At 64.5% G+C, this 21,792-nt stretch carries 25 protein-coding genes; 20 read left to right on the forward strand and 5 right to left on the reverse strand.

The genetic code is table 11. The features are described 5' to 3' along the window. Positions 1-36: 36 nt before the first annotated feature. The 4 genes from ABIE57_RS09950 to ABIE57_RS09965 form a co-directional block, all read right to left on the reverse strand. The gene (locus ABIE57_RS09950; protein WP_354538860.1) at positions 37-1,410 is read right to left on the reverse strand and encodes an L-serine ammonia-lyase; all 1,374 of its coding nucleotides are present in this window, start codon (positions 1,408-1,410) and stop codon (positions 37-39) included. A gap of 98 nt (positions 1,411-1,508) precedes the next feature. Next, positions 1,509-2,186, reverse strand: coding sequence for a glutathione S-transferase family protein (locus ABIE57_RS09955; protein ID WP_354538861.1), 678 nt, complete (start codon positions 2,184-2,186; stop codon positions 1,509-1,511). Between the two features lie 15 nt (positions 2,187-2,201). Next, positions 2,202-2,516 carry a DUF1244 domain-containing protein gene (locus ABIE57_RS09960; RefSeq protein ID WP_354538862.1) on the reverse strand — a complete coding sequence of 105 codons (315 nt, stop codon included), beginning with the start codon at positions 2,514-2,516 and terminating at the stop codon, positions 2,202-2,204. Between the two features lie 56 nt (positions 2,517-2,572). Continuing rightward, positions 2,573-3,304: an N-formylglutamate amidohydrolase gene (locus ABIE57_RS09965; protein WP_354538863.1), complete on the reverse strand. Its 732-nt coding sequence runs from the start codon at positions 3,302-3,304 to the stop codon at positions 2,573-2,575. A gap of 124 nt (positions 3,305-3,428) precedes the next feature. On the opposite strand from ABIE57_RS09965, the gene pyk reads away from it, so the two are divergent. The 9 genes from pyk (at position 3,429) to rplQ (ending at position 10,462) form a co-directional block, all read left to right on the forward strand. Next, the gene (gene pyk, locus ABIE57_RS09970; RefSeq protein WP_354538864.1) at positions 3,429-4,874 is read left to right on the forward strand and encodes a pyruvate kinase; all 1,446 of its coding nucleotides are present in this window, start codon (positions 3,429-3,431) and stop codon (positions 4,872-4,874) included. A gap of 35 nt (positions 4,875-4,909) precedes the next feature. After that, positions 4,910-5,134 (forward strand): hypothetical protein, encoded by a 225-nt coding sequence (locus tag ABIE57_RS09975; protein WP_354538865.1) that lies wholly within the window; start codon positions 4,910-4,912, stop codon positions 5,132-5,134. Between the two features lie 141 nt (positions 5,135-5,275). Then, positions 5,276-5,749, forward strand: coding sequence for a 50S ribosomal protein L15 (gene rplO / locus ABIE57_RS09980; RefSeq protein ID WP_354538866.1), 474 nt, complete (start codon positions 5,276-5,278; stop codon positions 5,747-5,749). 110 nt (positions 5,750-5,859) lie between these two features. Then, positions 5,860-7,224, forward strand: a complete 1,365-nt coding sequence (gene secY, locus ABIE57_RS09985) for a preprotein translocase subunit SecY (RefSeq protein ID WP_354538867.1) — start codon at positions 5,860-5,862, stop codon at positions 7,222-7,224. Further along, a complete protein-coding gene (locus ABIE57_RS09990; protein ID WP_354538868.1) occupies positions 7,221-7,799 on the forward strand; it encodes an adenylate kinase in 579 nt (192 codons plus the stop codon). Before secY ends, ABIE57_RS09990 begins: the two co-directional genes overlap by 4 nt. Before the next feature lie 194 nt (positions 7,800-7,993). Then, positions 7,994-8,362: a 30S ribosomal protein S13 gene (rpsM, locus tag ABIE57_RS09995; RefSeq protein WP_354538869.1), complete on the forward strand. Its 369-nt coding sequence runs from the start codon at positions 7,994-7,996 to the stop codon at positions 8,360-8,362. Between the two features lie 15 nt (positions 8,363-8,377). Then, positions 8,378-8,767, forward strand: a complete 390-nt coding sequence (rpsK, locus tag ABIE57_RS10000; protein WP_354538870.1) for a 30S ribosomal protein S11 — start codon at positions 8,378-8,380, stop codon at positions 8,765-8,767. Positions 8,768-8,880: 113 nt separating this feature from the next. Then, a complete protein-coding gene (locus ABIE57_RS10005; protein ID WP_354538871.1) occupies positions 8,881-9,897 on the forward strand; it encodes a DNA-directed RNA polymerase subunit alpha in 1,017 nt (338 codons plus the stop codon). Positions 9,898-10,042: 145 nt separating this feature from the next. Beyond that, a complete protein-coding gene (gene rplQ, locus ABIE57_RS10010; RefSeq protein WP_354538872.1) occupies positions 10,043-10,462 on the forward strand; it encodes a 50S ribosomal protein L17 in 420 nt (139 codons plus the stop codon). A 100-nt stretch (positions 10,463-10,562) separates the two neighbouring features. Here the strand turns inward: rplQ and ABIE57_RS10015 are convergent, their stop codons facing one another. Beyond that, positions 10,563-11,303: a TetR/AcrR family transcriptional regulator gene (locus ABIE57_RS10015; protein WP_354538873.1), complete on the reverse strand. Its 741-nt coding sequence runs from the start codon at positions 11,301-11,303 to the stop codon at positions 10,563-10,565. Between the two features lie 117 nt (positions 11,304-11,420). Between ABIE57_RS10015 and ABIE57_RS10020 the strand changes: the two genes are divergently transcribed. From ABIE57_RS10020 to ABIE57_RS10070, 11 genes are all read left to right on the forward strand, one after another. Then, complete coding sequence (locus tag ABIE57_RS10020) at positions 11,421-12,425, forward strand: Bug family tripartite tricarboxylate transporter substrate binding protein (protein WP_354538874.1); 1,005 nt, start codon at positions 11,421-11,423, stop codon at positions 12,423-12,425. 127 nt (positions 12,426-12,552) lie between these two features. Beyond that, complete coding sequence (locus ABIE57_RS10025; protein WP_354538875.1) at positions 12,553-13,128, forward strand: tripartite tricarboxylate transporter TctB family protein; 576 nt, start codon at positions 12,553-12,555, stop codon at positions 13,126-13,128. Further along, on the forward strand, positions 13,128-14,636 hold the full coding sequence (locus ABIE57_RS10030) for a tripartite tricarboxylate transporter permease (protein ID WP_354538876.1): 1,509 nt from the start codon (positions 13,128-13,130) through the stop codon (positions 14,634-14,636). Before ABIE57_RS10025 ends, ABIE57_RS10030 begins: the two co-directional genes overlap by 1 nt. Then, positions 14,633-15,478 (forward strand): shikimate dehydrogenase family protein, encoded by an 846-nt coding sequence (locus tag ABIE57_RS10035; protein WP_354538877.1) that lies wholly within the window; start codon positions 14,633-14,635, stop codon positions 15,476-15,478. The genes ABIE57_RS10030 and ABIE57_RS10035 overlap by 4 nt, the downstream gene beginning before the upstream one ends. Next, positions 15,475-17,361: a bifunctional sugar phosphate isomerase/epimerase/4-hydroxyphenylpyruvate dioxygenase family protein gene (locus ABIE57_RS10040; protein WP_354538878.1), complete on the forward strand. Its 1,887-nt coding sequence runs from the start codon at positions 15,475-15,477 to the stop codon at positions 17,359-17,361. The genes ABIE57_RS10035 and ABIE57_RS10040 overlap by 4 nt, the downstream gene beginning before the upstream one ends. Continuing rightward, a complete protein-coding gene (gene pcaC, locus ABIE57_RS10045; protein WP_354538879.1) occupies positions 17,358-17,741 on the forward strand; it encodes a 4-carboxymuconolactone decarboxylase in 384 nt (127 codons plus the stop codon). Before ABIE57_RS10040 ends, pcaC begins: the two co-directional genes overlap by 4 nt. Further along, positions 17,738-18,460: a protocatechuate 3,4-dioxygenase subunit beta gene (gene pcaH, locus ABIE57_RS10050; RefSeq protein WP_354538880.1), complete on the forward strand. Its 723-nt coding sequence runs from the start codon at positions 17,738-17,740 to the stop codon at positions 18,458-18,460. Before pcaC ends, pcaH begins: the two co-directional genes overlap by 4 nt. A gap of 2 nt (positions 18,461-18,462) precedes the next feature. Continuing rightward, positions 18,463-19,074, forward strand: a complete 612-nt coding sequence (pcaG, locus tag ABIE57_RS10055; protein WP_354538881.1) for a protocatechuate 3,4-dioxygenase subunit alpha — start codon at positions 18,463-18,465, stop codon at positions 19,072-19,074. Positions 19,075-19,084: 10 nt separating this feature from the next. After that, entirely contained in the window at positions 19,085-19,921 is an 837-nt protein-coding gene (locus ABIE57_RS10060; RefSeq protein WP_354538882.1) for a 3-oxoadipate:acetyl-CoA acetyltransferase, read from the forward strand. Next, positions 19,921-20,700 (forward strand): 3-oxoadipate enol-lactonase, encoded by a 780-nt coding sequence (pcaD, locus tag ABIE57_RS10065; RefSeq protein ID WP_354538883.1) that lies wholly within the window; start codon positions 19,921-19,923, stop codon positions 20,698-20,700. The genes ABIE57_RS10060 and pcaD overlap by 1 nt, the downstream gene beginning before the upstream one ends. Then, positions 20,697-21,761: a 3-carboxy-cis,cis-muconate cycloisomerase gene (locus tag ABIE57_RS10070; protein WP_354538884.1), complete on the forward strand. Its 1,065-nt coding sequence runs from the start codon at positions 20,697-20,699 to the stop codon at positions 21,759-21,761. Before pcaD ends, ABIE57_RS10070 begins: the two co-directional genes overlap by 4 nt. Positions 21,762-21,792: the final 31 nt, after the last annotated feature.

Genomic DNA, 21,792 nt, shown 5'->3' on the forward strand with positions numbered 1-21,792 from the left:
TTATGTCAGGCAGGTGCGGGGCGCGGGTGCCGCCGCTCAGCAATTGGGCACGTTGACGGCAAGGCCGCCAAGCGAGGTTTCCTTGTATTTCTCGCTCATGTCGAGGCCGGTCTGGCGCATGGTCTCGATGCAGGCATCGAGCGGCACGAAATGGGTGCCGTCGCCGCGCAGCGCGAGCGAGGCGGCCGAGACGGCCTTGATGGCCCCCAGCCCGTTGCGCTCGATGCAGGGCACCTGCACAAGGCCCTTGACCGGATCGCAGGTCATGCCGAGATGATGCTCGAGCGCGATTTCGGCGGCGTTCTCGATCTGTTGCGCCGTGCCGCCCAGCACGGCGCAGAGCCCGGCGGCGGCCATGGCGGCGGCGCTGCCCACCTCGGCCTGACAGCCTGCCTCGGCTCCGGAAATCGAGGCGTTGAATTTCACCAGCCCGCCGATGGCGGCGGCGGTCAGCAGGAATTCCTCCACCCGCCCCTCATGCGCGCCCGGCACATGGTCGAGCCAGTAGCGGATCACCGCGGGCACAACCCCCGCCGCGCCGTTGGTGGGGGCGGTCACCACCTGACCGCCGGCGGCGTTCTCTTCGTTGACGGCCATGGCATAGGCGCTCATCCAGTCGTTGATCTTGTGCGGCGCGGTGAGGTTGGTGCCGCGCTCGGCCAGAAGCGCGTCGCGGATGCCCTTGGCGCGGCGCTTGACGCCGAGGCCGCCCGGAAGCGTGCCCTCCGCCTCCAGCCCGCGCTCGATGCAGTCGTTCATCACCTGCCAGATGCGGGCCACGCCGGTGCGCAGCCCGTCATGCCCGCGCCGCGAAATCTCGTTGGCGCGCTTCATCTCGGCGATCGTCTTGCCGGACCGCTCGGCCATGTCGAGCATCTCGGCGGCGGACTTGAACGGATAGGGCACGGGAGGGCCTTCGTCGGTGGCCTTGCCTGCGGACAGTTCCGCCTCGGTCATGACAAATCCGCCGCCGATGGAATAATAGGTCTCCTGCAGGAGCACATCGCCCTGCGCGTCGGTGGCCATGAGGATCATGCCATTGGCATGGCCGGGCAGGTTGGGGCCGAAATCGAAGATCAGGTCCTCTTTCGGGCTGAAGCGGAGCGTGGGCAGGTCGGGCGGCGTGATCGTGTGGCTGTCGCGGATGGCGTCGAGCGTGGCCTCGGCGCGGTCATGGTCATAGGTTTCGGGAAGGAAGCCTGCAAGGCCAAGGATGGTGGCGCGGTCAGACGCGTGCCCCACCCCGGTAAAGGCGAGGCTGCCATGCAGCGAACCGCGCAACCCGGCATAGTGGAACGGCTCATTGCGCATCCGGTCGAGAAACCGCGCGGCGGCCACCATCGGCCCCATGGTGTGCGACGACGACGGGCCGATCCCGACCTTGAACATCTCGAAAACCGACAGAAACATCGCACGCCCCCCTGATATGCGGCGCTTATCGTCGCACCTTACCAGAGCTACGCGCCCAAAAGCGACGCTTCAAGGGGCGCGCGGTGACATATGGGCGATCAGAGCGCGCTGCCCTCGGGCGGATCAGGGGGCGCGGGTGCGGTGAAGGGGTGCGGCCCCAGCCCCTCGGCGGCGATGGCGGCGCGTGTGGCGGGGCTGCGTTCGATCCGCTCAAGCATGGCATAAAGGCGCGGCCAGCGGCGCGGATCATGGCCGGGGTCGCGGGCGGGATAGAGCGCGCGCCAGCGCATCAGGCAGGCAAGGTAGGGGTCGAGCACTGAGGGGTGATCGGCCCCGAACCAGGGCGCGGCACGGGTTTCGAGAATATCCAGTTGCCCCGCAAAGCGCGCCTGCGCCGCCGTGCAGAGCGCCCCGGCGCTGTGATCCAGATATTGCTCGGGGTAAAAGCTCATCCGCAGGGTGGGATGCAGGGTGTTGGAGAGGTAGAACAGCCATTTGAGGAAATCGCCCCGCGCGGGCGCATCGGGCGCAGGCGCGCCCTGCCCGTGGCGGTCTGCAAGCCAGAGAAGAATGGCCCCGGTCTCGAAGAGAACGCCCTCGGACGTTTCCAGCGCGGGGATGAGCCCCGCCGGGTTGAGCGCGAGATAGGCGGGGGATTTCTGCGCCCGCGTGGCACGGTCCACCAGCACGGTCTCATAGGGCGCGCCCATGCCCTCCAGCGCCAGCCGGATCACCAGCGAGGCGTTGTCGGGCGCGTAATGCAGCCGGTAGGGCATGGCGCGGGCGCGCGCTCAGGCCTTGTCACCCACATTGGCGGCGAAGGCGGCGTCAAACGCGATCTGCTTCTCGGCATCGGCATCGGTCTGGTAGCGCGATTTCCATTCGGGATAGGGCATTCCGTAATAGATTTCGCGCGCCTCGTCCTTGGTCATCCCGAGGCCCTTCTCATGCGCGGCCTCCTGATACCAGCGCGACAGGCAGTTGCGGCAAAAGCCCGCAAGGTTCATCAGGTCGATGTTCTGCACGTCCGTGCGCTTCTCCATCAGGTGATGGCGCAGCTTGCGAAAGGCGGCGGCCTCAAGTTCGATACGGGTCTGGTCGTCCATGGCTCTCTCCTGTCGTTTGTCCAAAGATGCGGCCCGATGCGCCGGGGCGCAAGGGGTCAGACATGATCCAGAACCTCGCGCAGCATCGGTGCAAGGCGCGCAGCCCAGGCCTCTTGCTGCGCCGGTGTGGTGATGAGGTCGTTGCGCAGCTCGATCAGGATATTGGGCCGCTCATGGGCGATGGCGTGGCGCGCGATGCTGTCGCCGGGCAGGTGCCCGCCATAGGGCTCGTTATCGCCGACGCAAAGATCCGGCTCGGCCCGCAGCCGCGCCAGCAGCGGCTTGGCCAGGCGCTCATCGGCGGCATAGAGCAGGCCGACATGCCACGGGCGCGGCGGGCGGCCGCGCAATTGCGGGGTAAAGCTGTGGATCGAGAGAATCGCGGTGTCGCTCCGGCGCGCGGCAAGCTCTGCCAGCGCGGTGTGATAGGGGCGGTAGAGCCGGTTGAGGCGGCGCATGAAATCCGCGTCATCGACATGGCGGTTGGCGGGGATGACCGTGCCGTCATAGAGCTTCATCACCAGGGTGGGGTCATCCTCGCCCCGATTCGGGTCGATCACGAGGCGCGAGAAATTCGTGGCGATCAGCGGCGCATCGAGCGCATCGGCCAGCCCCCGCGCCAGCCCCGCCGCGCCCACGTCATAGGCGATGTGGCGTGCCATGTCCTCGGGCGCGATGCCAAGGCTGCCGCCACCCACGAAATCGGGCACGGTATTGGTGGCGTGATCGCAGGTCACAAGCCAGCGGGAGGGGCGCGCGGCGCCCGCGATGTCATATGGCTGATACATGGTCCGGGTTGGCTTCTATTGTCGCACCGGTCTAGGACAGTTGCCGGGAAAAGGGAATTGGGTCATAAGCCGGACAAGCATCACGTTAGCGATAACAGTCCGGCCCGCCCGCGAAGGAGATGAGATGAGACGGCACCGCAAAGTCAAGATCGTGGCCACGCTTGGCCCGGCCTCCTCGGATTACGAGACGATCCGCGCCCTGCATGAGGCGGGGGCGGATGTGTTCCGCCTCAACATGAGCCACGGCAGTCAGGACGACATCGCCGCGCGCCATGCCATCATCCGGCAGATCGAAGAGGAGATGGACAGCCCGATTGCCATTCTCGCCGATCTTCAGGGGCCGAAACTGCGGGTGGGCGCCTTTGCGCGCGGCGAGGAGGAGTTGATCGAGGGCGCAGCCTTCCGGCTCGACCTTGACGAGGCGGAGGGGGACGCGGATCGCGTCTGCCTGCCCCATCCGGAGATTTTCGCCGCCCTGGAGCCGGGCGCGCAGCTTCTGGTCAACGATGGCAAGATCCGCCTGCGGGTGCGCGATTGCGGCCCCGATTTCGCCGATTGCGAAGTCGTGGTGGGCGGCACCATCTCCAACCGCAAAGGCGTCAACGTGCCCGATGTGGTGCTGCCGCTGGCGGCGCTCTCCGAAAAGGACCGCGACGATCTGGAATTTGCCTGCGAATTGGGGGTGGACTGGCTCGCCCTCAGCTTCGTGCAGCGCCCCGAGGATGTGAACGAGGCGCGGATTTTGGTGAAGGGGCGCGCCGCGATCATGTCGAAGATCGAGAAACCGGCGGCGGTGAAATGCTTTGACGATATTCTGGCGGTCAGCGACGGGATCATGGTGGCGCGCGGAGATCTGGGCGTGGAACTGCCCGTCCAGAACGTGCCACCGATCCAGAAGCGGCTGGTGCGCAAGTGCCGCGCGGCGGCAAAACCGGTGATCGTGGCGACGCAGATGCTCGAATCGATGATCGAGTCGCCGATGCCCACGCGCGCCGAGGTCTCGGATGTCGCCACCGCGATCTACGAGGGGGCGGATGCGATCATGCTTTCGGCGGAGTCGGCGGCCGGTCACTATCCGGTCGAGGCGGTGACGACGATGGACAATGTCGCCCGCGAGGTCGAGGACGATCCGACCTACCGCGAGGTGATCGAGGCCAGCCGCAAGGTGAATCGCCAGAGTATCGCCGACGGCATCGTTGTGGCCGCGCGCGAGATCGCCGAGACCACCGATATCAAGGCGATCTGCTGCTATACCGAATCGGGCACGACTGCCCTTCTGACCGCCCGCGAGCGGCCGCATGTGCCGATCATCGCCCTTACCAGCCTGCGCGCCACGGCGCGTCGGCTGGCGCTGACATGGGGGGTGAACTGCGTGATGACACCGGAACTTACCCGCTTCAAGCTGGCCGTGATCAACGCCGCGCGGGCCGCGCGCGCGCAGGGCTATGCCGAGGAAACCGATCAGATCGTCGTCACGGCGGGTGTGCCCTTCAACGTGCCGGGAACCACGAATATCCTGCGCGTCGCGCCCTGCAAGGAAAGTTTGATCTACGCGACCGATCCGGGCTAAGCTTCGGCACTGTTTTGGTTATCAGGGGGTGGGTGATGGATGCGGATCTGGCCATGGCAATCGGCACGGTATTGGGGGTACTGTCGATCCCGGCGATGCTTTCGGCCGTGTCGGATGCGCGAGCGCCGCGTGTCGGTGCCGTCACCGTGGTGATCGCGGGTGCCTTGATCGTGTGGGCGATGTCGAACAAGCCCGGCGGCTACAAGGTTGCCGAACTGCCCTCCCTGATCGTCACCGTGGCCGCGCGCTTCATCCCCTGACCGCGCCGGGACGCCGGCCCTTGATCTTTGGCGCGGCGGGGTCTAGACACCGCCGGTGGCCAGAGGGCCGCATCCTGACTCAAACACGCCGTGGTCGGCCCATCCGTCGCTGGGGGCCGCATCCGGCAAGGAGAAGCGACAATGAAACTGCACGAACTTCGTGACAACGAGGGCGCGACCAAGCGCCGCAAGCGTATCGGGCGTGGTCCCGGCTCGGGCATGGGCAAGACCGGTGGCCGTGGCATCAAGGGCCAGAAATCCCGCTCGGGCGTGGCGATCAAGGGCTACGAGGGTGGCCAGATGCCGCTCTATCAGCGTCTGCCCAAGCGCGGATTTACCAAGCCGAACCGCAAATCCTATGCCGTGGTCAATCTCGGCCTCATCCAGAAATTCGTCGATGCGGGCAAGATCGACGCCGCCCAGCCGATCACCGAAGAGGTGCTCGTGACCTCCGGTCTCGTGCGGCGCAGGCTCGACGGGATCAGGGTTCTGGCCAAGGGCGATGTCACGGGCAAGCTCGACATCTCGGTGACCGGTGCCTCCAAATCCGCCGTCGAGGCGGTGGCCAAGGCGGGTGGTTCGCTTTCGGTCACGGCGGCGCAGGCCGCCGAATAAGAGGTTGTGAGCGGGCCGTGGCCCGCTTACATAGGCCTCAGGTTTTCCGATGACGCCGCCCGAGCCGAAAACCGGTTCCGGCGGCGTTCGCACATGAAAGAGACCCTCGCATGGTATCTGCAGCAGAGCAAATGGCGGCCAATACAAGCTGGTCCGCGCTTGGCAAGGCGACCGATCTCCGCAACCGCATCCTGTTCACGCTGGGGCTGCTGATCGTTTACCGCCTTGGCACGTTCATTCCCGTGCCGGGCATCGACGGCGCGGCGCTGCGAGAGTTCATGGAGGGCGCGCAGGCCACCATCGGCGGGATGATGAGCATGTTCACCGGCGGTGCGCTTGGCCGCATGGGCATCTTTGCGCTCGGGATCATGCCCTATATCTCGGCCTCGATCATCGTGCAGCTTCTGACGGCCATGGTGCCCGCGCTTCAGCAATTGAAGAAAGAGGGCGAACAGGGCCGCAAGAAGATCAACCAATACACCCGCTATGGCACGGTGGGCCTTGCCACATTGCAAAGCTATGGTCTGGCGGTCTCGCTCCAGTCGGGCGAGATGGTGACCAATCCGGGCATGTTCTTCATCGCGTCCTGCATGATCACGCTGATCGGCGGCACGATGTTCCTGATGTGGCTGGGCGAGCAGATCACCGCACGGGGCGTCGGCAACGGCATCTCGCTCATCATCTTCGTCGGCATCATAGCCGAGGTGCCCGCCGCATTGGCGCAGTTCTTCGCCTCCGGGCGCTCCGGCGCGATCAGCCCGGCGGTGATCGTGGGCGTGATCGTCATGGTCGTGGCGGTCATCGCGTTCGTCGTGTTCATGGAACGATCCTTGCGCAAGATCCACATCCAGTATCCGCGCCGTCAGGTGGGCATGAAGGTCTATGACGGCGGCTCGTCGCATCTGCCGGTCAAGGTCAATCCGGCGGGCGTGATCCCGGCGATTTTCGCGTCGTCGCTCTTGCTCCTGCCTGCGACGATCGGCACGTTTTCGGGCAACTCGACCAATCCGGTGATGTCCACGATCATGGCCTATTTCGGCCCCGGACAGCCGCTTTACCTGCTGTTCTTCTCGGCGATGATCGTATTCTTCACCTATTTCTACACCTTCAACGTCTCGTTCAAGCCCGATGACGTGGCCGAGAATCTCAAGAACCAGAACGGTTTCGTGCCGGGTATCCGGCCCGGCAAGCGGACCGAGGAATTCCTCGAATATGTGCTCAACCGCCTCCTCGTTCTGGGGTCGGTCTATCTGACCGCCGTCTGCCTTCTGCCCGAGGTGCTGCGCAACCAGTTTGCGATTCCGTTCTATTTCGGCGGCACCTCGGTGCTGATCGTGGTGTCGGTGACGATGGACACGATCCAGCAGGTGCAATCGCATCTTCTGGCCCATCAGTATGAGGGGCTGATCGAAAAGTCTCAGCTCAGCGGGAAGGGTCGCAAACGCACCAATCGCAGAGGACCGGCACGGCGATGAACCTTATTCTTCTCGGACCGCCCGGCGCGGGCAAGGGCACGCAGGCGCAACATCTGGTCGAGACGCGCGGCATGATCCAGCTCTCGACAGGCGACATGCTGCGCGCGGCGAAGGACAGCGGCACCGAGATGGGCCGGATCGTGGCCGACGTGATGGCGCGCGGCGATCTGGTGACGGATGAGATCGTGATCGGCCTCATCCGCGAGAAACTGCAGGGCGACAAGGCAGGCGGGTTCATCTTCGACGGCTTCCCGCGCACGCTCGCGCAGGCCGATGCGCTTGGCGCGCTTCTCGATGAGCAGGGCGAGGTGCTCGATGCCGTGATCGAGTTGCAGGTGGATGACGAAACGCTGATCCGCCGCATCGTGAACCGGGCCGAGGAGGCAGCCGCCGCAGGGCAGCCGGTGCGCGCCGATGACAACGAAGCGGCCGTGCGCCACCGGTTGACCGAATACTACAAGAAAACCTCGCCTCTCATCGGCTATTACCACGCCAAGGGGCAATTGGCCGCTGTCGATGGTCTGGGCGAAATCGACGATGTGAAGGCTGCGATCGCGGCAGTGCTTGACAAATGACCGGGCGGGGACTTGACGCCCCTTCCGATTCTCCATAACAGGCAGTTTCTGACTTCCGCTCTTGATTCCCTGAGGGGCGCGCCCTCATCGAGTCGACCACCCGAGATCAGCCGCGGCCCGATGCGCAAGCCTCGGGCTTACGTTGTGAAAAAAGGTTCTGGCACAACGGAACCGCAACGAAAAGGAAAAGACACTTGGCACGTATCGCCGGCGTTAACATCCCGACCAGCAAACGGGTTCCCATCGCCCTCACCTATATCACCGGAATCGGCCATGCTTCGGCCAAGGCCATCTGCGAGGCCGTGAATATCGACCTGTCCCGCCGCGTCAACGAGCTTTCGGATGCCGAGGCCCTGGCGCTGCGCGAGCATATCGACGCCAATTACGCGGTCGAAGGGGACCTGCGCCGCGAGACGCAGATGAACATCAAGCGGCTGATGGACCTCGGCTGCTACCGTGGCCTTCGCCATCGCCGCAACCTGCCGGTTCGCGGCCAGCGCACCCATACCAACGCCCGCACCCGCAAGGGCCCGGCAAAAGCCATTGCCGGCAAGAAGAAATAAGGGAGGGCAGCAGATATGGCACGCGAGACCAAACGCACCAAGAAGAAGGTTTCCAAGAACATCGCCACGGGCGTTGCTCATGTGAATTCGTCCTTCAACAACACCAAGATCCTCATCTCCGACGTTCAGGGCAACGCGATTGCCTGGTCCTCTGCGGGCACGATGGGCTTCAAGGGATCGCGCAAATCGACCCCCTATGCGGCCCAGATGGCCGCAGAGGACGCGGGCCGCAAGGCGCAGGAACACGGCATGAAAACGCTCGAGGTCGAGGTGCAGGGCCCCGGTTCGGGCCGCGAATCGGCGCTGCGCGCGCTGGCCGCCGTCGGTTTCAACATCACCTCGATCCGTGACGTGACGCCGATTGCCCATAACGGCTGTCGCCCGCCGAAACGCCGCCGGGTCTGAGCGCAACGATTGCCAACAGGGCCGCGCCACGGGCGCGGTCCTGCACGTTATTTAGAAATCCTCGGGCGTCGCCGCCTTTCGGACATGGGGCGGGGACTGGAATGGAGGGACGCATGATCCATAAAAACTGGGCAGACCTGATCAAGCCGGCACAGCTCGTGATCAAGCCGGGCAACGATCCGCTGCGTCAGGCGGTGGTCGTGGCCGAGCCGCTCGAGCGCGGCTTTGGCCTCACGCTGGGCAACGCGTTGCGGCGCGTTCTGCTCTCGTCGCTTCAGGGCGCGGCCATCACGGCGGTTCAGATCGACAACGTGCTGCACGAGTTTTCTTCGGTTGCGGGTGTGCGCGAGGATGTCACCGACATCGTCCTCAACCTCAAGGGCGTGGCGATCCGCATGGAAGTGGACGGGCCGAAGCGGCTGACGATCAACGCCAAGGGTCCGGGTGCCGTCACCGCCGGCGATATCTCGGACAGCGCGGGCATCGAGATCCTGAACCGCGATCACATCATCTGTCATCTCGACGAGGGTGCCGATCTCTACGTGGAACTGACGGTCAACACCGGCAAGGGCTATGTTCCGGCAGACAAGAACAAGCCCGAGGACGCGCCCATCGGCCTTATCCCGATCGATGCGATCTATTCGCCGGTGACGCGCGTCAGCTATGACGTGCAGCCCACCCGCGAAGGCCAGGTGCTCGATTATGACAAGCTGACCATGAAGGTCGACACCGACGGCTCCCTGACGCCAGAGGACGCGGTGGCCTATGCCGCGCGCATCCTTCAGGATCAGCTTGGCATCTTCGTCAACTTCGACGAGCCGGAATCCTCGCTCCGTCAGGATGACGAGGACGGACTCGAGTTCAACCCGCTTCTGCTCAAGAAGGTGGACGAGTTGGAACTGTCGGTCCGCTCGGCCAACTGCCTCAAGAACGACAATATCGTCTATATCGGCGATCTCATCCAGAAAACCGAGGCAGAGATGCTGCGCACGCCGAACTTCGGCCGCAAGTCGCTCAACGAGATCAAGGAAGTGCTCTCGGGCATGGGCCTTCACCTCGGCATGGATGTCGAGGACTGGCCGCCCGACGATATCGAGGACCTCGCCAAGAAGTTCGAAGACGCCTTTTGAGACAAGGGGACGGAAACTTGAAAAGTTTCCGTTCCGATTTCTTTTCAAGAAATCGGTTCCCTGCCAACCGGGCAATCCCGCCCCAAGGAGAGCGGCTGACACGCATCAGACCGCCGGACAAAGCAAAACGCCCAGGAGATAGACAATGCGTCACGCCAGAGGATACCGCCGACTAAACCGCACCCACGAACACCGCAAGGCGATGTGGGCGAACATGTCGGGCTCGCTCATCGAACATGAGCAGATCAAGACCACCCTGCCCAAGGCCAAGGAATTGCGCCGCGTGGTGGAAAAACTCATCACGCTCGGCAAGCGCGGTGATCTGCACGCGCGTCGTCAGGCGGCGGCGCAGCTCAAGCAGGACAAGCATGTGGCCAAGCTGTTCGAGGTGCTCGGCCCCCGCTATGCCGAACGTCAGGGCGGCTATGTGCGCGTGCTCAAGGCCGGGTTCCGCTATGGTGACATGGCACCGATGGCGATCATCGAACTCGTCGACCGCGATCCGAGCGCCAAGGGCGCCGAGGACCGCGCGCGGCTTGAGGCCGAAGAGGCCGCCGAGGACTAGATTCCGGCCCGCCACGCGGACCGGTCAGAACCGGCAGGGTCCCCGCCAGTGGCGGGGACCTTTGCGTTTGCGGGTCTCTGGCCCGCGCGTTCCGGTGCCATCATGCGCCGGCGGTATTCCATGATGCGGGCTCATGGCCGATCACGGCGGCCGCCAGCACCATGTCGGTGGCGCGCGCCTTGAGCAGCGCCTGATGCGCGGGCGTGTAGAGCGTCTCGCCGAAAGAGGTGGAAAAGGTGGCGCGGTTCGACACGTTGTAAAAGCTGAAAGAGCTGATGAGCCAATGCAGTTCCAGCGGATCGACACCTGACCGGAACAGGCCCATGGCCTTGCCCCGTTCGCACACATCGGTCAGCTTTTCGATGATCGAGCGGTTGAGCTTGGGCACGATTTCGGATTTGCGCAAGTAAGCGGCGTTGTGGATGTTCTCGATCATCACCAGCCGGATGAAATGCGGTGAGGTGACATGCGCCTCGAAGGTTGCCTCGACCAGTTGCCGCAGCGCCTCGACCGGGTCCAGCCCGGCAAAATCGAGCAGGTCCTCCGCGTTGCGCAACGAGGCGTAGACGCCTTCGAGCACGGCACAATACAGCCCCTCCTTGTCGCCGAAATAATAATAGATCATGCGCTTGGAGGTCGAGGTCCGGCGGGCGATCTCGTTGATATTGGCCCCGGCAAGGCCATGGGCGGCAAACTCGTCGGTGGCGACGCCGAGGATGTCCGCCCTGACCGTCTCAGGGTCCTTTTTCCACGAGGTCTTGCGTTCCTTTTTCGGTGTTTCCGCCCCTCCGTCCATCGCCTTGCCTCTTGTTCCATGGGTGCTGCGCAAGTTGCGTAGCATAAAATTAACCCACGGGTCCATTTTTAATTTGACAAATTAACCTCTGGGTTAATAACTGGGGGAGACCGGCGGGGCGAGGAGCGAATCGTCGGACAGACCACAATCAGGGAGGACGGAATGTCTTTTAAGTTTCTCGGCACGCTTGCGGCGCTTGGCCTGAGCGCCACCATCGCCACCGCGCAGAATTACCCTACCAAGGAAATTCAGGGCATCATCCAATGGGGGGCGGGCGGCTCGACCGATACGGTCATGCGCTCGGTCACGCCCCATGCCGAGGAGGCGCTTGGCGGCACGGTCGTCATGCAGAACATGACCGGCGCGGTCGGGGCCATTGCGCTGAACCACGTGGCAGGCGCGGCCGCAGATGGCTACACCCTGCTCATGGGTGCGGAAAACCCGATGCTCTACAAGATCATGGGTCTGGGCGACAAGGATTACTCGGAATTCGTGCCGATCAACATTCTGGCGCGCGGCACGCCCATTCTGGTGGCCAATAACGATGTCCCGTTTGACGACTATGCCGGCATGATGGCCCATATCGCGGCAAATCCCGGTGAATTGCGCCTTGGCTCGACCGGCCCCGGTGGCGTGCCGTCGGTCGTGACCGCGATGATGAACACGGTCGAAGGCAATCTTGACGTGATCTCGGTGCCCTATGACGGCGACGGCCCGGCGCTGACCGCGCTTCAGGGGGGGGCGATCGACGTCATGCCCGCCGTTCTGGGAGCTGCCATCGAAGGGATCCGCGCGGGCACGATGAAGCCGCTGGCGCTGTTTGACACCCAACCCAGCGACAAGCTACCGGAGGTGCCCGCCGTCACCTCGTTCAACGAAGGCTACGCCACCTACCTGCCCTGGGGGCCGTTCTTTGGTGTTTTCGTCCCCAAAGGCACGCCCGATGACGTGATCGCAGAGTTGAGCGCCGCCTATGCCAAAGGGGCCGAGCACCCCGATTTCGTCAAGCTGATGGACAGCCGTGGGTTCACCATGATGGCAATCAGCGGCGAAGAGGCCGACGCGTTCCTGACCAAATGGCAGCAAGGCACCGCGTGGCTCTTGCACGATGCCGGTCTGACCAAAGCGTCGCCGGAAGAGTTCGGGATTGCCCGCCCGGGCAACTAAGCTTTCACGTGCGACCTGCTGGCCTTCGGGCCTGACGAACACGGCGCCGCCCGCGCCACTTAAAAGGTCGGGCGGCGCTTTGCGTTCCGGGAGAGGAGCCCGGATTACCCCAAGGGAGGAGAGCCCGATGGACCCCGAATTCAGAGGCGACAGCGACCACCACGACGGCACGTCCGATGCGACACCGGGCGGATATGTGGAGCGGCGCAGACCCGGCGAGTTGGGCTTTGCCCTCTTTCTGAGCCTCGCAAGCCTGTTCCTGCTTTACAGCGCCTATGGCATTTCCGGGTTCGAGGCGCTCTCGGCTCCCGGTGCTGTGCCGATGGCCACGACCTTCGTCATGGTGATCGCGGCGCTAGTGGTGACAGTGCGCACCGCGCGCCTGCCAAAGGTCACGACCGAAACACTGGCGCGCGACATCCTGCCGGGGATGGTGATGCTCTTCATCGGCTTTCTGATCGTGTTTGGCCTGCTTCTGCAACCGCTTGGGTTTGTGCCTACGGCGGCACTGTTCCTGACAATCGCGATCAAGGTGCTGGCGCGGCGCGGCTGGGGCTATACGCTTGTCGTGGCACTCGGCGCGTTGATCCTGATCTGGATCGTGTTCCGCGTGGTGTTCACCGTGCTGTTGCCGTCAGGCATCCTGCCCGAGGCCGAATTCATCCAGTTCTTCCGCACCCTGCTCTCCGGGGGGGCCGCGTGATGGACACGATTCTTGCCATCCTGACGATCTTTACCCAGCCCGAATTGCTGGTGCTGGTCGGTGTCGGCACCTTTGCGGGCATCTATATCGGGGCAATTCCCGGCCTGTCGGTCACCATGGCGGTGTCGATCCTGATTTCGTTCACCTTTTCATGGGATGTCTATCCGGCGATTTCGCTGATGGTCGGCATCTATATGGGCGGGGTCTATGGCGGGTCGCGCACCGCGATCCTGCTCAACATCCCCGGCGCGCCCTCGGCCATTGCCACGGCGATGGACGGCTACCCGATGGCGCAGCGCGGCGAGGCGGGGCAAGCGATTGGCGTGACCACGGTGATGTCCTTCTTCGGCGGGCTGATCGGCATTCTGGTGCTGGCGCTGGCAGCACCCTTCGTGTCGGATTTCGCGCTGAAATTCCAGCCGCGCGATTACATGCTGCTGGCGGTTCTGGGCATCCTGCTGGTCGGCTCGCTGTCGTCCGGGTCGCTGGTCAAGGGCATCTTTGCCGGTGCCCTGGGCATCGCCATCGGCGCGGTCGGGCGTGACCCGCTGACCTTTACCGAACGCTTCACGTTCGATCTGCAACTGATGGAGGGCGGCATTTCCTTCATCGCCGTCATGATCGGCATGTTCGGCGTGTCCGAGGCGCTGTTGCAGCTTCAGAACGTCAACATGACGGCGGTGCGCCAGAAGATCGACAAGATCGTGCCCTCTTTCGGCACAATCCGCAAATACCTGCCGCTGTCGCTGCAAACCTCGACCATCGGGGTGGTGATCGGCGCGCTGCCCGGAACGGGGGGCGATATCGCGGCGCTGATGGCCTATGACCACGCCAAGCGCGTGACCAAGAACCCCAAGGTGCCCTTTGGCAAAGGCGCGATGGAAGGGCTTGTCGCGCCTGAGACCGCGAACAACGCCGCTGTCGGCGGGGCCTTCATCCCGATGATGACGCTGGGTATTCCCGGCGACGCGGTGACCGCCATCATGATCGGCGCGCTCTTCATTCACGGGCTGAACCCGGGGCCGATGCTGATGATTGATCAGCCCGATATGTTCTGGTTCATCGTCGGCGCGCTCATGACGGCCAATGTCTTCATGCTGATCTTTGGCCTGACCGGTATTCGTATCTTTACCAGGATCGTGGAAATGCCGCGGTCCGTCATCATCCCGCTGATCCTGCTTTTGTCGATTGTGGGCGCTTATGCCGTCAACAACCGGGTTTCAGACGTCTATTGGATGCTGGGCTTTGGCGTATTTGGGTATTTCATGCGCCATTATGGCTATCCGTTGGGGCCGGTCATCCTTGGCGTGATCCTGTCGCGGCTGCTGGATGACAACTGGCGCCGCGCGATCATCTCGGAGCGCGAGGATCTGGGCCGCTTTTTCGAAGGCATCGTGACCAGCCCCCTTTCCCTCACCCTCTTCCTCTCGGTGATCCTGATCTTCGTCAGCCAGACCCCGCTCTGGACCGCCCTGAAAACCCGTCTGTTCAAAAAGGCCACATCATGACCGCGACCCATGCCATCAAACTTGGCCTGATCGGCGATAACATCACCCGCTCGAAATCGCCGCGCCTGCATCGCACGGCGGGGAGGCTGACCGGGCGCGATGTGACCTATGACCGGCTGATTCCGCGCGACATGCACCTCACCTTTGACGAGGTATTCGAGCAGGCCCGTTCGGGCGGCTTTCGTGGCATCAACGTGACCTACCCTTACAAGGAACTTGTGACCGCAAAGGTCACGGTCACCGATCCGCTGGTGCGCGCCATCGGGGCGGTCAATACCGTGGTCTTTGACGCGGATGGCCCCAAAGGGTTCAACACCGATTACACCGGTTTCATGGCCGCCTATCGCGCCGTGCGCGGCGAGGCTGGCCCCGGCACCGTCTGCCTCATTGGCACGGGCGGGGTGGGCAAGGCGGTGGCCTTCGGGCTGATCGGACTGCGGGCCGAGGCGATCCGCTGTGTCGATCTTGACGCGGCCAAGGCCGAGGCACTGGCCGAGGCGCTGCGCGCGCTTGGCTCGGAGACCCGGATCGAGACAGCCACCGACGCAATCGCCGCCGCGAAAGGCGCGGACGGGATCATCAATTGCACACCGCTTGGCATGGTCGGGATCGGCGGCACCGCCTTGCCGGCGCAGGCGATGGCGGGCGCGAAATGGGCCTTCGATGCGGTCTATACCCCGGTCGAGACGCAATTCCTGCAAGACGCGAAAGCGGCGGGCCTGACGGTGATCTCCGGCTATGAGCTGTTTTTCGGCCAGGGCGTCGATGCCTGGGACATCTTCACCGGCATTCCCCTCGATCACGCCGCACTACGCGCCGCCATTCAGGAGGAGGGGCAATGAAAACCGCCATCGCCACCGTGTCGATTTCCGGCAACCTGCCCGAGAAGCTCGAGGCGATTGCCGCCGCCGGATATGACGGGATCGAGATTTTCGAGCAGGATTTCATCGCCCATGACGGAAGCCCGCGCGAGGTGGGCGATCTGATCCGCGACATGGGGCTGAAGGTCATGCTGTTTCAGCCCTTCCGCGATTTCGAGGGCCTGCCCGACCCGCAGCGCGCCAAGGCGTTTGACCGGGCCGAACGCAAGTTTGATCTGATGCAGGAACTGGGCACCGATCTGGTGCTGGTTTGTTCCTCCTGCCATCCGCAGGCGCTTGGCGGGATCGACCGGGCGGCGGCGGATTTTCACGACCTTGGGGAACGTGCCGCGCGCCGTGGCCTGCGCGTGGGGTTCGAGGCGCTGGCCTGGGGGCATCACGTCAATGACCACCGCGACGCGTGGGAGGTGGTGCGCCGCGCCGATCACCCGAATGTCGGCCTGATCCTCGACAGCTTTCACACGCTGGCGCGCAAGATCGACCCCGACACCATTCGCCGTATTCCCGGCGACAGGATCTTTTTCGTGCAACTGGCCGATGCACCGCGCATCGACATGGACTTGCTCTATTGGTCGCGCCATTTCCGCAACATGCCCGGCGAGGGCGATCTTGACGTGACCGGCTTCATGCGCGCGGTGATGGCGACGGGCTACGGCGGGCCGGTCTCGCTTGAAATTTTCAACGATCAGTTCCGGGGCGGGCAACCAAAGGCGGTGGCCAAGGACGGCTATCGCTCGCTCGTCGCGCTGATGGATGACGTGCGCCGCACCGAACCAAGCGCCACGCCTGACCTGCCCCAAATGCCCGCCCGTGCGCGCACGGCAGGCGTGTCTTTCGTCGAATTCGCCACCCGAGGGGATGAGGCGACAGCCCTTGAAACGCTTTTGCAAACCCTGGGCTTCACCCCCGCTGGCCGCCATATCGCCAAGGATCTGTCGCTCTGGACCCAAGGCGAGATCCGCGTCGTCGTGAACCGCGAGTCCACCGGCTATGCCAGCAGCGCCTATGCGATGCACGGCACCACGGTGTGCGACGTGGGCGTTGCGGTGCAAGATGCAAGCGCCACCGTTGCCCGCGCCACCGCCCTTGGCGCGCAGCCCTTTTCCCAGCCGATCGGGCCGGGCGAACTGGACATTCCCGCCATTCGGGGCCTCAGTGGCAGCGTGCTGCATTTCATCGACGACAAAAGCGGTCTCAGCGATGTCTGGTCGGTCGAATTCACGCCCGAGGTGCCAAAGGCCGAAGGCGCGGGCCTCACCCGCATCGACCATCTGGCGCAGACCATGAGCTATGATGAAATGCTGTCGTGGTCGCTCTTTTACACCACGCTGTTCGAGATGCAGAAATCACCGATGGTCGATGTGGTCGATCCCGATGGCCTTGTGCGCTCTCAGGCGCTTGAGGCCCCGAATGGCGCGTTTCGCATCACGCTGAACGGGGCCGAGACCCATCGCACGATGGCAGGCAATTTCCTCGCTGACAGTTTCGGGGCCTCGGTCCAGCATATCGCACTGGCGAGCGATGACATCTTCGCCACGTCCGCGGCGCTCATGGCGCGCGGGTTCAAGCCGCTGCCCATGTCCGAGAACTATTATGCCGATCTTGCGGCCCGCTTCGATCTGGCCCCCGACATGCTGGCGCGTCTCAGAGAGGGCAACATCCTCTATGACGAGGATGCGCAAGGCGCGTTCTTCCAGCTTTACTCGCGCCCCTATGCGGGTGGCATGTTCTTCGAGATCGTGGAGCGGCGCGGCGGTTATGCGGGCTATGGCGCGCCCAATGCCCCGTTCCGCATCGCCGCGCAGAAACGCCTGATGCGCCAGAAGGGGATACCGAAACGATGACAGACAGGTTTGACAAAGGCGTGCGCGTGCGCCGCGAGGTTTTGGGCGAGGCCCATGTCGACCGGGCCGAGGCGGCGAAGACGGAGTTTGACGCAGCCTTTCAGACCCTCATCACCGAAGGGGCATGGGGCACGGTCTGGGCCTCGGACGCGATCACGCGGCGCGAACGCTCGATGATTACGCTGGCGCTGCTGGCGGCCACGGGGAATTTCGACGAGATACCCATGCATATCCGCGCCACCGCCCGCACCGGGGCCACGCCCGGCGATGTGATCGAGGTGTTCCAGCATGTGGCCATCTATGCCGGTGTGCCGCGCGCCAATCACGCGATCAGGCTGGCCAAGGAGACCTATGCCGAGATGGAAAGGGACAAGACATGACCACCGCAGAGCTTTATCAGCGCGACCGCGAATGGCATCCGCCCGCCTATGCGCCCGATTACAAGACCAGCGTCGCCCGCTCGCCGCGCAACGCGCTTCTGTCGTTGCAATCCTCAGCAAGCGAATTGACCGGGCCAACGTTCGGCCACACCGACATCGACCCGCTGGATAACGACCTCATTCGCAACTACGCTCAATCCGGCGATCCCATCGGCGAGCGCATTATCGTGCATGGCCGGGTTCTGGACGAAAACGCGCGCCCTGTCCCCAACACACTGGTCGAGATTTGGCAGGCCAATGCCGGTGGGCGCTATCGGCACAAGAAGGACAGCTACCTTGCGCCGATCGACCCCAATTTCGGCGGCTGCGGGCGAACTTTGACCGATGCCGAAGGGCGCTATGCCTTTCGCACGGTCAAGCCGGGGGCATACCCGTGGCGCAACTGGGTCAACAACTGGCGGCCCGCCCATATCCATGTCTCGGTGTTCGGCACCGCCTTTGCGCAGCGCCTGATCACCCAGATGTATTTCGAGGGCGATCCGCTGATTGCCAAATGCCCCATCGTCAAGACCATCCCCGACCCGCGCGCGATTGATCAGCTTGTCGCGGCGCTTGATTTGAACGCCACCGTGCCGCTCGATTCCATCGCCTACAAGTTCGACATCGTGCTGCGCGGGCATCGCTCGACCTATTTCGAAAACCGGCCCGAGGGGAACTGATCATGGTCCAGTCATTGCATTACCTCAAGGAATCCGCCTCGCAGACTGCCGGACCTTATGTCCATATCGGCCTTGCGCCGGGCGATGCGGGGTTCGACATCTACGCCCGCGAACTTGGCCGTGACATCACCGGCCCCAACGCCACGGGCACCCGCATCACCGTCACCGGCACGGTCACCGATGGCACCGGCGCGCCGGTCAAGGATGTGCTGATCGAGGTCTGGCAGGCCAACGCGGCGGGTGTCTATCCCGGCACCGGGCCCGATGCCGAAAAGGTTGAAGAGGGCTTTCGCGGCTGGGGCCGGGTGATCCCGGATTTCGATACCGGGGTGTTCGAGGTCAAAACGGTCAAACCGGGTGCCGTCATGGGCCGGGGTGGCCGCCTCATGGCCCCGCATCTCAACCTCTGGCTGGTAGCGCGGGGCATCAATGTGGGCCTCAACACCCGGATGTATTTCGGGGATGAGGAGGCTGCCAATGCCGCCGACCCGGTGCTGGGCTTCATCGAGCAGGCGCATCGGCGGCAAACTCTGGTCGCGCGCGCGGACGGCAACCGCTATCATTTCGACATTCGCCTTCAGGGCGATGATGAAACCGTATTCTTCGACCTGTGAGGCCCCTGCCATGACCAACCCCTGCATCATCTGCGTGGCGATCACCGGCTCGGTGCCCACCAAGGCCGATAATCCCGCCGTGCCGGTCACGATTCCCGAGCAGGTTGAGAGCACCCATGCGGCGTTCGAGGCCGGGGCCAGCATCGCCCATTGTCATGTGCGCGACGACGAAGGCCGCCCCACCTCGGACCCCGACCGCTTTGCGCGGCTGAAAGAGGGGCTGGAAAAGCACTGCCCCGGCATGATCGTGCAGCTTTCCACCGGCGGGCGCTCTGGCGCGGGGCAGGCGCGCGGCGGCATGCTGCCCCTGCGCCCCGACATGGCGTCACTATCGGTTGGGTCAAACAACTTTCCGACGCGGGTTTACGAGAACCCGCCGGACCTTGTGAACTGGCTCGCCGACGAGATGATCCGATATGACGTCAAACCCGAGATCGAGGCGTTTGATCTGTCGCACATCTTTCATGCGGCGCTCATGCACAAACGCGGGCAGATCAAGGACGTGCCCTATGTGCAATTCGTGATGGGCGTGAAAAACGCCATGCCCGCCGACCGCGAGGTGTTCGATTTCTACGTGACCACGGTCAAGCGGCTGTTCGGCGACGTGCCGTGGTGCGCGGCGGGCGTCGGGCCGAACCAAAGCGTCGTCAACGACTGGGCGATTGCGGCGGGCGGGCATGCGCGCACCGGGCTTGAGGACAACATCCGCCTTGATCGTGATACGCTGGCCCCCTCCAACGCGGCGCTGGTCAAACGCACGGTCGGGCTGTGCGAGACATACGAACGCCCCGTCGCCACATGGCAAGAGGCGCGGCGTATCCTCGGTCTGCGGCAGGTAGCGGCCTGATGCCCTTTGCCACGCTCAACGGTGTCACGCTGCATTATCGCTATCGTCCCGGCGCGGGCGTGCCGGTGGTCTTTCTCAACTCGCTCGGCACCGATTTCCGCATCTGGGACGGGGTGATCGCGGGGCTTGGCGCGGATGTGCCGGTCCTCTGCCTCGACAAGCGCGGTCACGGGCTGAGCGACGAGGGCGAGATCACCATGGCCCTGCTGGCAGGGGATGTCGCCGCGCTGATGGATCACCTGCGTCTGGGCCATGCCGTGATCTGCGGCGTCTCTGTGGGCGGCATGATCGCGCAGGCGCTTGCCGCCGCGCGCCCCGATCTGGCGGCGGGGCTGGTGCTGTGCTGCACCGGCGCGCGGATCGGCGATTCCGCGGGCTGGAATGCGCGCATCGACACGGTCCGGCGCGATGGCATCGCCGCCATGTCCGAGGCCATTCTGGAACGGTGGTTCAGCATGGGCTTTCGCACCACAAAGACCGCCGCGCTGGCAGGCTATCGCAACATGCTGACGCGCACGCCCGTTGCGGGCTATGCCGCGGTCTGCGCCGCGATCCGCGACACCAACTTCACCGAAGAGAGCGCGCGGCTGGCCGTGCCCACCCGGTGCCTCGCCGGGGCCGAGGACCTCGCCACCCCGCCCGATCTGGTGGCGGCGCTGGCGGCCTTGATTCCCGGTGCCACCGTTGAGGTGCTGGCGGGCTGCGGCCACTTGCCCTGCATAGAGGCCCCCGGGGCGGTGGCGGGGGCCGTAAGCGCGCTGCGCCGGAGACTTTCGTGACGGATGTGTTCACAAACCCCTGGTTTCGCGTCCATTTCGGCGATGCCGAGGCGCACGCGCTGTGGGCCCCCGAGCGCCAGATTGCGCATATGCTGGCATTCGAGGCGGCCTTTACCCGTGCTCTTGGCGTGACCGGCGTGATCCCGGCGCGCCATGCCGAAGAGACGGCGCGCGCCATCATGTCCTTTGTGCCCGATCTCGACGGCTTGCGCGAGGGCACCGCGCGCGACGGCCTGCCGGTTCCGGCGCTGGTGGCCGCGCTCCGCGCCGCCATTCCCGCCGAGCCGGGTGCGATCCATCGTGGTGCCACCTCGCAGGATGTGCTCGACACCGCGCTCAGCCTCACGCTGCGCGAGGTGAACGTGCTCCTCCTTGCGCGGCTGGACGGCCTGATGGACGCGCTTGATGACCTCGCGCAGCGCTTCGGCGCAAATCCCCTCATGGGCCGCACCCGGATGCAGGCGGCGCTGCCTGTCAACGTGGCCGACCGGCTGGCCACATGGCGTGACCCGCTTGACCGGCATGTCGAACGGCTCGTCCATCTGCGTCCGCGCGTGGAGCGTCTGCAACTGGGCGGCCCGGTGGGCACCCGCGCGGACCTTGCCCCCCATGGTGCGGCGATCGCCGCCGCGATGGCACAGGAGCTTGGCCTTGGCAATCCTGCCCGCGCCTGGCACACGACGCGCGACGATCTGGCAGACTTCGCGGGGTTCCTGTCGCTCGTGACCGGCACGCTTGGCAAGATGGGGCAGGATATCTGCCTGATGGCGCAACAGGGGCTGGACGAGATTGCGCTGGCGGGCGGTGGCACCTCTTCGGCCATGCCGCACAAGCAGAACCCGGTTCTGGCCGAACTTCTGGTGACGCTCGCACGCTACAACGCCGGGCAGCTTGCCGGGATGCATCACGCGCTGGTTCATGAACAGGAACGCTCGGGCGCGGCCTGGGCGCTGGAATGGATGATCCTGCCGCAAATGACCGAGACCACGGCGCGCGCCCTTGCCGCCGCGCGTGCCCTGTGCGCATCGGTCACGCGGATCGGCGGGCAAGCGCCGGGCTGACGGACGTCAAGACAAGCGGTCCCTGACGCCG

The organism is Roseovarius sp. MBR-6, from assembly GCF_040547525.1.
Lineage (GTDB): Bacteria > Pseudomonadota > Alphaproteobacteria > Rhodobacterales > Rhodobacteraceae > Roseovarius.